The sequence below is a fragment of the Pseudomonas sediminis genome (genome assembly GCF_039555755.1).
GTDB lineage: Bacteria > Pseudomonadota > Gammaproteobacteria > Pseudomonadales > Pseudomonadaceae > Aquipseudomonas > Aquipseudomonas mendocina_D.
Map to the genome: position 1 here is coordinate 3,541,860 of NZ_CP154631.1, position 11,762 is coordinate 3,553,621.

Below are 11,762 nucleotides of genomic sequence, written 5' to 3' on the forward strand. Positions count from 1 at the left end.
ATGGCTGAAGCAGCAGTAGCAAACGTACCGGCCAAGGCCGAGTCAGGTGAGCCGAAGAAGCCCCTGCTGGGCCTTAGCTTCCTGGAAAATCTCGCGGAGATGTCGGTGCTGCGGCAGCTCGGCCTGTTGGTCGGTCTGGCTGCCAGCGTGGCTATCGGTTTTGCCGTGGTGCTCTGGTCGCAGCAGCCGGACTATCGCCCGCTCTATGGCAGCCTCAATGGAATGGACGCCACTCAGGTGGTGGAAACCCTCAACGCTGCGGGTATCAACTACACCGTCGAGCCCAACTCCGGCGCGTTGCTGGTCAAGGCCGACGATCTGAGCCGTGCGCGTATGCGCCTGGCTGCCGCTGGCGTGGCGCCGACCGATAACAGCGTCGGTTTTGAAATTCTCGACCGTGAGCAGGGTCTGGGTACCAGTCAGTTCATGGAGGCAACCCGTTATCGCCGCGGCCTTGAAGGCGAGTTGGCGCGCACGGTGGCCAGCCTCAATAACGTCAAAGCAGCGCGCGTGCATCTGGCGATGCCCAAGGCTTCCGTTTTCGTACGTGACGAGCGTAAGCCGTCTGCCTCGGTGCTTGTCGAGCTTTACCCGGGACGTGGGTTGGAGCCCAGTCAGGTCATGGCGATCGTCAATCTGGTGGCGACCAGTGTGCCTGAGCTGGACAAGGGGCAAGTCACGGTGGTCGACCAGAAGGGCAATCTGCTTTCCGATCAGCAGGAGCTGTCCGAGCTGACCATGGCTGGCAAGCAGTTCGACTACACCCGCCGTATGGAAACGCTGTTCACCCAGCGAGTGCACAACATTTTGCAGCCGGTGCTGGGCACCGGTCGCTACAAGGCCGAAGTGTCGGCTGATGTGGATTTCAGCTCGGTTGAATCCACTTCCGAAATGTTCAATCCGGATCAACCCGCGCTGCGCAGCGAGCAACAGGTCAACGAGCAGCGTCAGAGCAGTCTGCCGCCGCAAGGCGTGCCGGGCGCGCTGTCCAATCAACCGCCGGGCCCGGCTGCCGCTCCGCAGCAGGCTGCAGGCGCTGCCGCTCCGGCCGGTCCGATAGCGGCTGGTCAGCCGCTGGTCGATGCCAACGGTCAGCAGATCATGGATCCGGCCACCGGCCAGCCTATGCTCGCCCCGTATCCGGCCGACAAGCGTGAGCAGTCCACCCGCAATTTCGAGCTGGACCGTTCCATCAGCTACACCCGTCAGCAGCAGGGGCGCCTGCGTCGTCTGTCGGTGGCTGTGGTGGTGGACGACCAGGTACGTGTCGACCCGGCCACCGGCGAAAGCAGCCGGGTGCCTTGGACCGCCGATGACCTGGCGCGCTTCACTCGTCTGGTTCAGGATTCGGTGGGCTTCGATGCCAGTCGCGGCGACAGCGTCAGCGTGATCAACACGGCGTTCACCGCGTCGATGGGCGAGGAAATTCCGGATATTCCGTTCTACACCCAGCCCTGGTTCTGGGACATCGTCAAGCAGGTGCTTGGCGTCCTGTTCATCCTGGTGCTGGTGTTCGGCGTGTTGCGTCCGGTGCTCAACAACATCACCGGCGGTGGCAGGGGCAAGGAACTGGCGGGCTCCGGTGATGTGGAGCTTGGCTCGATGGCAGGTCTGGATGGTGAGCTGTCCGATGACCGTGTCAGCCCTGGCGGCCCGCAGAGCATAATGTTGCCGAGCCCTAGTGAGGGGTATGATGCGCAACTGAACGCTATCAAGAGCCTAGTGGCGGAAGACCCTGGCCGCGTCGCCCAGGTCGTGAAAGAGTGGATCAACGCCGATGAGTGACAATCGCACTGCTACCAAGCTGAACAAGGTCGACAAGGCCGCGATTCTGCTGCTTTCGCTGGGCGAAACCGATGCCGCGCAGGTGTTGCGTCACCTCGGGCCGAAAGAGGTGCAGCGCGTCGGTGTGGCCATGGCTGGCATGCGTAACATTCATCGCGAGCAGGTTGAGCAGGTGATGGCCGAGTTCGTCGATATCGTCGGCGACCAGACCAGCCTCGGCGTAGGTTCCGATGCCTACATTCGCAAGATGCTCACCTCTGCGCTGGGTGAGGACAAGGCTGGTAATCTGATCGACCGCATCCTGCTGGGCGGCAGCACCAGTGGCCTGGACAGCCTCAAGTGGATGGAGCCGCGTGCTGTTGCCGACGTGATTCGCTACGAGCACCCGCAGATCCAGGCCATCGTCGTCGCCTATCTCGATCCGGACCAGGCCGGCGAAGTGCTCAGCCATTTCGACCACAAGGTGCGCCTGGACATCATCCTGCGCGTGTCCTCGCTCAATACCGTGCAACCGTCCGCGCTCAGGGAACTCAACCAGATCCTGGAGAAGCAGTTCTCCGGCAGCGCCAACACCACGCGCGCCGCCATGGGCGGCGTCAAGCGTGCGGCGGACATCATGAACTTCCTCGACAGCTCGGTGGAAGGTCAACTGATGGACTCCATCCGCGAAGTGGACGAAGACCTGTCGACACAGATCGAAGACCTCATGTTCGTTTTCGACAACCTGGCCGATGTCGACGACCGTGGCATCCAGGCGCTGATGCGCGAGGTCTCGTCCGAGGTGCTGGTACTGGCGCTCAAGGGGGCCGACGACGCCATCAAGGACAAGGTCTTCAAGAACATGTCCAAACGTGCGGCCGAGCTGCTGCGTGACGACCTGGAGGCCAAAGGGCCGGTGCGCGTCAGCGATGTCGAAGGGGCGCAGAAGGAAATTCTCACCATCGCCCGGCGCATGGCCGAAGCCGGAGAGATCGTGCTCGGCGGCAAGGGCGGCGAGGAGATGGTTTGACAGGGTCTATTCCCGTTTCGCCACGGCCGCGCCGGAGCCAGTTTTTGCGCGGGGCAAGGCATGAGGAGAGAAGTTTGGTCATTCCAAATGAGCGACGAATAACGCCGCAGCGCGCAAAAACTGGCCCGGCCCTCCGGGTTGCGCGGCAAATGGCGCCATGCTGTGTTGCGGGACTTGGCAAGGGAGCAACCATTCCCTGCGTCCCGCGCCTTGCCTGGCGCCATTTGGCGCAGCAACGCGGCTCGCGTCGAAACGAGAATAGACCCTGATGGCTGCCAAGGAGCCTGAGAGCGAGCTGATTCGCGCCAAGGATCTCGGCACGTTCGATCGCTGGGCGCTGCCCAGCTTCGACGCGCCGGGTGACGAACCGGCAGAAGCCGAGGCCGCTGCTGAAGAACATATGCAGCCTCCAGCTGAATCCGAGCAGCAGGACGCCGCACAGGTCGAAGAGGTCGCACTCGAAGATGTCAAACCACTGACGCTCGATGAACTCGAAGCCATTCGCCAGGATGCCTATAACGAAGGCTTCGCCACGGGCGAGAAGGACGGCTTTCACGCCGGCCAGATCAAAGCCAAGCAAGAGGCTGACGCGGCCTTGGCGCTGAAGGTCGGCAGCCTGGAAAAACTCATGACGCAGTTGCTCGAGCCGATTGCCGAGCAGGATCAGCAAATGGAAGTGGCCATGGTACGTCTGGTCAGCCATATGGTGCGCGAGGTGATTCAGCGTGAGCTGAGCACTGACTCCAGTCAAATTCGCCAGGTGCTGCGCGAGGCGCTCAAACTGCTGCCAATGGGCGCGCAGAACGTGCGTATTCAGGTCAATCCGCAGGATTTCGAAACGATCAAGGCGCTACGCGAGCGTCATGAGGAAAGCTGGCGCATCCTCGAGGATGACAGCCTGCTGCCGGGTGGTTGCCGTATCGAGTCTGAGCATAGCCAGATCGACGCCAGCGTCGAGACGCGCATGGCGCAGGCACTCAAGCAATTGTTCGAACAGCAGCGTGCGCAGAGTACCCAGCCGCCGGAAGCGGACATCAACCTGGATCTGGACAGCGGCGATGCGCCTTGAGCGGGTGAGCTTCGCCCGGCGTCTGGAGGGCTACAGCGACGCAATCAGCTTGCCCGGCCAGCCGATACTCGAGGGCCGTCTGTTACGCATGGTTGGCCTTACCCTGGAAGCCGAAGGCCTGCGTGCGGCCGTTGGCAGCCGTTGCCTGGTGATCAACGACGACAGTTACCACCCGGTTCAGGTCGAGGCCGAGGTGATGGGTTTCTCCGGGGGCAAGATCTATCTGATGCCGGCGGGCAGTCTGGCTGGTATTGCGCCTGGCGCACGCGTGGTGCCGCTACCCGATGCCGGGCGTTTGCCCATGGGCATGTCCATGCTAGGCCGAGTGCTCGACGGCACCGGCCGCGCCCTGGATGGCAAGGGCGGGATGAAGGCCGAGGACTGGGTACCGATGGATGGCCCTGCTATCAACCCGCTCAACCGCGACCCCATCAGCCAGCCGCTGGATGTTGGTATTCGTTCGATCAACGGTTTGCTTACCGTCGGGCGTGGCCAGCGCTTGGGCCTGTTCGCCGGTACCGGCGTGGGCAAGTCCGTGTTGCTGGGCATGATGACCCGGTTCACCGAGGCCGAAATTATCGTGGTTGGCCTGATCGGTGAGCGCGGGCGTGAGGTCAAGGAGTTCATCGACGAGATCCTCGGCGAGGAAGGCCTCAAGCGTTCCGTGGTGGTCGCTTCGCCGGCCGACGAGGCGCCGTTGATGCGTCTGCGCGCCGCGCAGTACTGCACGCGCATCGCCGAGTATTTCCGTGACAAGGGTAAGAACGTTCTGCTGTTGATGGATTCGCTGACCCGCTATGCCCAGGCCCAGCGCGAAATCGCCCTGGCCATTGGTGAGCCGCCAGCGACCAAGGGCTACCCACCGTCGGTATTCGCCAAGCTGCCCAAACTGGTCGAGCGTGCCGGCAACGCCGAAGCCGGCGGCGGTTCGATCACCGCGTTCTACACCGTATTGAGTGAGGGGGATGACCAGCAGGACCCCATCGCCGATGCTGCACGTGGTGTGCTCGACGGGCACTTCGTCCTGTCCCGGCGTCTGGCCGAGGAAGGGCACTATCCCGCTATCGATATCGAATCCTCGATTAGCCGGGTCATGCCTCAGGTGGTTCCGCCCGAGCAGCTCAAGCAGGCGCAGCGTTTCAAGCAGCTGTGGTCGCGCTACCAGCAGAGTCGCGATCTGATCAGCGTCGGTGCCTATGTTCCGGGCGGCGACGCGGATACCGATCAGGCCATCGCCCGTCAGCCGGTCATGGCTCAGTACCTGCGTCAGGGCCTCGACGAGAACGTGTCAATGGCGCAGAGCCGCGAGCAGCTGGCCGGGGTGTTGGGACAGTGACCTGTTGCCGTAGGGCGGGTGTAACTCGCCAGGGCGATCTGGCGGGTTGCACCAGCCCTACGGGGCGCGGATGAGCCTGAGCCGCGCAAAGCGTCTGCAGCCGGTCGTCGAGATGGCAGAAAAGGCCGAGCGCGAGGCCGCGCGCCAGCTCGGGCATTGCCAGGGTCTGGTCGGCCAGGCCGAAGCCAAGCTGGGTGAGCTGGAGCGTTTCCGTGGCGACTACCAGCAGCAGTGGATCAGCGAGGGCAGCAAGGGCGTTTCCGGCCAGTGGCTGATGAACTACCAGCGCTTTTTGTCACAGCTTGAAACCGCGGTCGGCCAGCAGCAGCAAAGTCTGGAGTGGCACCGCGCCAACCTGGAAAAGGTGCGTGCCGTTTGGCAGCAGCGCTATGCACGTCTCGAGGGGCTGCGCAAACTGGTGCAGCGCTATATCGATGAAGCCCGCTTGGCCGAGGACAAGCGCGAGCAGAAACTGCTCGACGAGCTGGCGCAGCGCTTGATAGACCGTGGCGAGCCCTGAATAGAGGTTGTTTCGTCGCCGGCCAAATGCTACACCTTCAGACGTGAATTGCCCTATCTGGCAGAGTCTCGACAAAGGAGTAGACATGGCCATTACCTCGCAGCCCTCGGCAGATGGGCAAGAGCTGACCATTGTGATTCGAGGACGCTTCGACTTCGCCTCCCACCAGGAATTTCGTGACGCCTATGAGCGCGTCAGCGTGACGCCCAAGCGCTATCAGGTCGACCTGCGTGACACCAGTTATCTGGATAGCTCGGCACTGGGGATGCTGCTGCTCTTGCGCGATCACGCAGGAGGCGATTCGGCGCAGATTAGCCTGCTCAACTGCAGCAGTGACGTGCGCAAGATCCTCGCCATCTCCAACTTCGAGCAGTTGTTCAAGATAAGCTGAGCATGCCTGAGCGTCTTGCGATCCTGATTGCCGAGGACAACGCGGCCGACCGCATGCTGTTGTCCACCATCGTCAGTCGTCAGGGGCACCGCGTACTGACCGCCAGCAATGGTCTTGAGGCTGTCGCCCTGTTCGAGCAGGAGCGTCCGCATCTGGTCCTGATGGATGCGCTGATGCCGGTGATGGATGGCTTCGAGGCGGCGCGGCGGATCAAGGATCAGGCCGGCGAGGCGCTGGTGCTGATCATCTTTCTCACCTCGCTGACCGAGGGCGAGGCGCTGGTGCGCTGCCTGGAGGCCGGTGGCGACGACTTTCTCGCCAAGCCCTATAACCGGGTGATACTCGAGGCCAAGATCAGGGCCATGGACCGCCTGCGCCGTCTGCACGATACGGTATTGCAGCAGCGCGACCTGATTGCCCTGCACAACGAGCATTTGCTGCATGAGCAACGCGTAGCCAAGGCGGTATTCGACAAGGTGGCACATTCTGGCTGCCTGGATGCGCCAAACATCCGCTACATGCAGTCGCCTTATGCGCTGTTCAACGGTGATTTGTTACTGGCAGCCTACAAGCCGTCAGGTGGCATGCACGTGATGCTGGGTGATTTCACCGGTCATGGTTTGCCGGCGGCTATTGGCGCTATGCCGCTGGCCGAGGTGTTCTATGGCATGACCGCCAAAGGCCATGCGCTCGCCGAGATCCTTCGCGAGATCAACGCCAAGCTAAAGCGCATCCTGCCGGTTGGGGTGTTCTGCTGCGCCACCTTGCTCAACATCAGCAGCAAGCGCGGGCTACTCGAGGTGTGGAATGGCGGGCTGCCGGATGGCTATCTGCTGCATGCCGATGGCCGTCCGCGTCAGCCATTGGTATCTCGCCATCTGCCGCTGGGGATTCTGGAGCCTGCGGCGTTCAGTGACCGTTGCGAGGTCTATCCGCTAGCGCCAGGGGATCGCATCTTTCTGCTTAGCGACGGCGTGCTTGAGGCTAGTGACCAGCACGGCCAGTTGTTCGGCGAGGAGCGCCTGCTCCGGCTGTTGGAGGCCAATCGGCAGCCGCAGGCCTTGTTCGAGGAAATCCAGCAGGCGCTGGTGGCGTTCCGCGGCGAACAGCAGGACGATGTCAGCATGGTCCAGGTCGGTCTTGCCGAAGACGATGAGCGTCCCCGGCCGCTGGCCTTTGCCGATAGCGGCCAGGGCAGCGTGATGGACTGGTCGGCCAGTTTCGAGTTTCGTGCGCTGAGCCTGCGTCATTTCAATCCGCTGCCATTCTTGTTGCAGCTGCTGCTGGACGTACGGGCGTTGCGACCGCGTGGCGGCGAGCTGTATACCGTGCTCGCCGAGCTCTATTCCAATGCGTTGGAACATGGCGTGATGGGGCTGGATTCCTCGCTCAAACAGGATGCCAGCGGTTTTGCCGAGTACTACCGAGAGCGGCGTTTGCGTCTGGCGTCATTGCACGATGGCTATGTGCGCTTTCACCTGCAGATGCTCCCGGAGGGGAATGGCGGCCGCCTTATCGTCGGGATAGAGGACAGCGGGCCTGGTTTCGATCCAGCCAGTGTCGTGGCACTGCGAGATGACGCGCTTTGCGGGCGCGGTCTGGCGCTGGTCCGTGAGCTGAGCGACGGTTTTGGTTGCGGCCCCGACGGACGGGGCGTCAGCGTGGAGTTTTGCTGGTCCGCTGAGGCATAATCCGGGCCTTGATGTTCAGGGAGTGACCCGGTGTCCGATATCCATCTCGACGATGCCGTCCTGGCGGCGCTGCAGGACGTCATGGAAGACGAGTACCCGATCTTGCTCGATACCTTCGTTGCCGATTCCGAAGAGCGTTTGCGCCTGCTGCATCAGGCGCAGGCCGAGGATGATGCGCAGGGGCTGCGACTGGCTGCGCACAGCTTCAAGGGCAGTTGCAGCAATATGGGGGCGGTACTGTTGGCCAGCCTGTGCAAGGAACTGGAGGACGCCGGTCGGCGCGAGGCACTGGACTTGGCCCCGGCGCTGATCGAGCAGGTCGAGCGTGAGTTCGCCATCGTGCGCATCCTGTTCAAATCCGAGCGCCAGCGTTATCGCCTCTGATGCCTTTTCACGAGTTGGCCCGTCCTTTGCTCTGATCCCGTCACGACCCATCAGACGGAGAGCGTCCATGTCCGCGTTGCCCGACCTAAGCCTGCAGGCTACGCCTGAGGTGAAGAGCAAAGCGAAGCAACCGGCCAAAGCGCCGGAACCCAGCAAGAACGGTGCTTCCAGCTTTGCCGATATGTATGCCAAGGAGCGTCAGACCAAGCCTGGCGAGCGTACTGGCAGTACCGATAAATCCAGCCAGGAGCAGAAGTCTGCTGCGTCTTCAGGAACGGCTGACACTGCTTCTTCTGCCGCCGAGCAGCCCGCGGTTGCCGCCCCCGGCAATTCCTTGCCGACCCAGGAGGGCGGTGAAGAGGAGCTCGACCCGTTGCTGGCGATGGCATTGGGCGGTATTCAGGTGCAAGTAGATGACGCTGCGGTAGCCCAGGACTCGCCGGAGTTGCCGGCGTTGGTGATTACCGGTGCCAATGCCAGTGTTGCGGATACTGCTGAGCCAGTGCTGGAGGAAGATGTTCTCGATCCGCTGGCGCAGCTCAAGCAGCCGGCAGAAGAAGCGGGCAAGGCGCAGTTGTCGCAAGATGCTGCGATCAAGAGCACGCGGGTGGCGACCAGCACGGACTTCGCTGCTGCCATGTCCGCTATGGGCAAGGGGGAGGAGGCGGCCGAGAGCACTGACGAGTCGGTGCTGGACCTGCCGCTGGAAAGCCTGGCCAAGGATGCCCTGGAAAGTCTCAAGGACAGCGTTCAGCCCAATCGCCCGGATCAGTTTGTCAGCAAGCTCAATGCGTTGACGCAGGCGCTCAATCATCAGGTAGGCGCCGCTCAGCGCACGCCGCTGGTGCCCGGCCAGCCGGTGGCCATGCATCAGGGGGGCTGGAGCGAGGCGGTTGTCGATCGCGTCATGTGGTTGTCCAGTCAGAACCTCAAGTCGGCTGAAATTCAACTGGACCCGGCGGAGTTGGGGCGCCTTGAAGTGCGGGTGAACCTATCCCAGGATCAGGCCCAGGTGACGTTCGCCAGCCCCAATGCCGGGGTGCGTGAAGCGTTGGAAGGGCAGATGCATCGTCTGCGTGAGCTGTTCGCGCAGCAAGGCATGAACCTGGCCGATGCCAACGTTTCCGATCAGTCGCTTAACCGCGGCTGGCAGGGGCAGGACGATGGCGGCCGTGGTGGTTCTGGCTCGCGTGATGATCTGCTTGCCAGTGACGAGCTGCAGCCGGGCGTCCATCAGGAAGTGCGCAGTGAGCGTTTGACCTCTGGCCGCGGGCTGGTCGACTACTACGCATAAGTAGGGCTCAAACGCTGAGCAATGCCCGATTATCGGTGTTCCTCCGCTAGACTTGTATTCGCCCGGGTTGCCGAAAGGTGCCCGGGCGAATGCATTTTGGGTGACAGCAAGTAGCTGGCGCTGTTAAATCCGCGCCCAGAGTTAGACAAGCCTGCTCATATGCTGGCATAACACTTGCTCTTAACCCTTTGAATGCGGAAAGAACTCCGATAGTGACGGATTATTGGCATGGCTAAGAAAGAAGCGGCACCGGCTGCCGAAGGACAACCCGCCGGCAAGAGCAAGCTCAAACTCATCATCCTGATTGTGGTGGGTCTGCTTCTGGCCGTTGGCCTTTCCGTGGGCGGTACCTGGTTCATTCTCAGCAAGGGTGACAAGAGCGAGGATGCCAAACCGGCAGAGGCCGCCGCACCAGCAGCGCCAGTGCGCCAGCCAGCTGTCTATCAGGATCTGATGCCGGCCTTCGTGGTCAATTTCAATTACCAGAACCGTACCCGCTACCTGCAGGTCAGCATGGCCTTGATGAGCCGTGATACCGCCGGCATGGAGAAGCTCAAGGTGCATATGCCGGTATTGCGTAACCGTCTGGTGATGTTGCTGTCCGGTCAGGATTTTGCCGCGCTGCAAACGCCGTTGGGCAAGGAAATGCTTCTGCAGCAGGCGCTGGCCAGCGTGCAGGAACTGGCGCAGAAGGAAACCGGCAGCACTGTGGTCGAGCAGGTGCTGTTCACCAATTTCGTGTTGCAGTAGCGGGAGCCGAAGATGGCCGTGCAAGACCTGCTTTCCCAGGACGAGATCGATGCGCTGTTGCATGGCGTCGATGACGGCCTGGTGGAAACCGAGGACGCAGCGGAGCCGGGGAGCGTCAAACAGTACGACCTGACCAGTCAGGATCGTATCGTCCGTGGGCGCATGCCGACCCTGGAGATGATCAACGAGCGCTTTGCTCGTTATACCCGCATCAGCATGTTCAACCTGTTGCGTCGCTCGGCTGACGTCGCCGTCGGTGGTGTGCAGGTGATGAAATTCGGCGAATACGTGCACTCGTTGTACGTGCCTACCAGCCTCAACCTGGTGAAGATGAAGCCGCTGCGCGGCACCGGTCTGTTCATTCTCGACGCCAAGCTGGTGTTCAAACTGGTGGACAACTTCTTCGGCGGCGATGGGCGCCATGCCAAGATCGAAGGCCGTGAGTTCACGCCAACCGAACTGCGTGTCGTGCGTATGGTGCTGGATCAGGCGTTCGTCGACCTGCGTGAAGCCTGGCACGCCGTTATGGATATCAACTTCGAGTACGTCAACTCCGAGGTCAACCCGGCGCTGGCCAACATCGTCAGCCCCAGCGAAGTAGTGGTGGTGTCCACCTTCCATATCGAGCTCGACGGCGGTGGTGGCGACCTGCACATCACCATGCCGTACTCGATGATCGAGCCGATCCGCGAAATGCTCGATGCCGGTTTCCAATCCGATGTCGACGATCAGGACGAGCGCTGGATCAAGGCCCTGCGCGAGGACATCCTCGATGTCAGCGTGCCGCTGGCCGCCACCGTCGCCCGCCGCCAGTTGAAGCTGCGTGACATCCTGCATATGCAGCCGGGTGATGTGATCCCCGTGGAATTGCCGGACAACGTGGTCATGCGCGCCAATGGCGTGCCGACCTTCAAGGTCAAGCTGGGAGCGCACAAGGGCAATCTGGCCCTGCAGGTGCTGGAACCAATCGAACGCCAACGCTGAGGCGTTGGTAACTCTCCGGGGCTGACAAAGCCCGACGTGAACGAAAAGCAGAAGCCAGGCGAGGAATCACGATGGCAGACGAAGAAAACACCTCCCCCGAGGAACAGGCACTGGCCGATGAATGGGCCGCAGCGCTGGCCGAGGCAGGTGATGCCGATCAGGACGATATCGATGCCATGCTCGCAGGGCAGGGGGCTGCTCAGGCAGCGCCACCGGCCGCACCGCGTGCACCGATGGAAGAGTTCGGCAGCGCACCGCCTCCCGGCAATCTGCCGGTCAATCTGGATGGCCCCAATCTGGATGTGATCCTGGATATTCCAGTGTCCATCTCCATGGAAGTGGGCAACACCGATATCACTATCCGTAATCTGCTGCAGCTCAATCAGGGCTCGGTGATCGAGCTGGATCGTCTGGCCGGTGAGCCGCTCGATGTGCTGGTCAACGGCACGTTGATCGCTCATGGCGAAGTGGTGGTGGTCAACGAGAAGTTCGGCATTCGCCTGACCGACGTGATCAGCCCCAGCGAACGTATCAAGAAGCTGCGCTGAC

The 11,762-nt window shown here is 61.9% G+C and carries 12 protein-coding genes; all 12 read left to right on the plus strand.

Features of this window, described 5'->3' with window-relative positions; genetic code table 11:
• The 12 genes from fliF (at window position 1) to fliN (ending at window position 11,761) form a co-directional block, all read left to right on the plus strand.
• Entirely contained in the window at window positions 1–1,785 is a 1,785-nt protein-coding gene (gene fliF, locus AAEQ75_RS16625) for a flagellar basal-body MS-ring/collar protein FliF (RefSeq protein ID WP_343349788.1), read from the plus strand.
• Entirely contained in the window at window positions 1,778–2,794 is a 1,017-nt protein-coding gene (gene fliG / locus AAEQ75_RS16630) for a flagellar motor switch protein FliG (RefSeq protein ID WP_256833309.1), read from the plus strand. The genes fliF and fliG overlap by 8 nt, the downstream gene beginning before the upstream one ends.
• A gap of 268 nt (window positions 2,795–3,062) precedes the next feature.
• Window positions 3,063–3,863, plus strand: coding sequence for a flagellar assembly protein FliH (fliH, locus tag AAEQ75_RS16635; RefSeq protein ID WP_343349789.1), 801 nt, complete (start codon window positions 3,063–3,065; stop codon window positions 3,861–3,863).
• Entirely contained in the window at window positions 3,853–5,199 is a 1,347-nt protein-coding gene (gene fliI, locus AAEQ75_RS16640) for a flagellar protein export ATPase FliI (RefSeq protein ID WP_343349790.1), read from the plus strand. The genes fliH and fliI overlap by 11 nt, the downstream gene beginning before the upstream one ends.
• A gap of 70 nt (window positions 5,200–5,269) precedes the next feature.
• A complete protein-coding gene (gene fliJ, locus AAEQ75_RS16645; RefSeq protein ID WP_021489636.1) occupies window positions 5,270–5,719 on the plus strand; it encodes a flagellar export protein FliJ in 450 nt (149 codons plus the stop codon).
• A gap of 85 nt (window positions 5,720–5,804) precedes the next feature.
• A complete protein-coding gene (locus tag AAEQ75_RS16650; protein ID WP_099523132.1) occupies window positions 5,805–6,110 on the plus strand; it encodes an STAS domain-containing protein in 306 nt (101 codons plus the stop codon).
• A gap of 2 nt (window positions 6,111–6,112) precedes the next feature.
• A complete protein-coding gene (locus AAEQ75_RS16655; protein ID WP_343349791.1) occupies window positions 6,113–7,801 on the plus strand; it encodes an ATP-binding SpoIIE family protein phosphatase in 1,689 nt (562 codons plus the stop codon).
• A 30-nt stretch (window positions 7,802–7,831) separates the two neighbouring features.
• Window positions 7,832–8,185 carry an Hpt domain-containing protein gene (locus tag AAEQ75_RS16660; RefSeq protein ID WP_099523130.1) on the plus strand — a complete coding sequence of 118 codons (354 nt, stop codon included), beginning with the start codon at window positions 7,832–7,834 and terminating at the stop codon, window positions 8,183–8,185.
• A 67-nt stretch (window positions 8,186–8,252) separates the two neighbouring features.
• A complete protein-coding gene (locus AAEQ75_RS16665) occupies window positions 8,253–9,479 on the plus strand; it encodes a flagellar hook-length control protein FliK (RefSeq protein WP_343349792.1) in 1,227 nt (408 codons plus the stop codon).
• Between the two features lie 228 nt (window positions 9,480–9,707).
• Window positions 9,708–10,229 (plus strand): flagellar basal body-associated protein FliL, encoded by a 522-nt coding sequence (gene fliL, locus AAEQ75_RS16670; RefSeq protein WP_343349793.1) that lies wholly within the window; start codon window positions 9,708–9,710, stop codon window positions 10,227–10,229.
• 12 nt (window positions 10,230–10,241) lie between these two features.
• Complete coding sequence (fliM, locus tag AAEQ75_RS16675) at window positions 10,242–11,213, plus strand: flagellar motor switch protein FliM (RefSeq protein WP_017679168.1); 972 nt, start codon at window positions 10,242–10,244, stop codon at window positions 11,211–11,213.
• 71 nt (window positions 11,214–11,284) lie between these two features.
• Window positions 11,285–11,761, plus strand: a complete 477-nt coding sequence (fliN, locus tag AAEQ75_RS16680) for a flagellar motor switch protein FliN (RefSeq protein ID WP_256833317.1) — start codon at window positions 11,285–11,287, stop codon at window positions 11,759–11,761.
• Window position 11,762 lies beyond the last annotated feature (1 nt).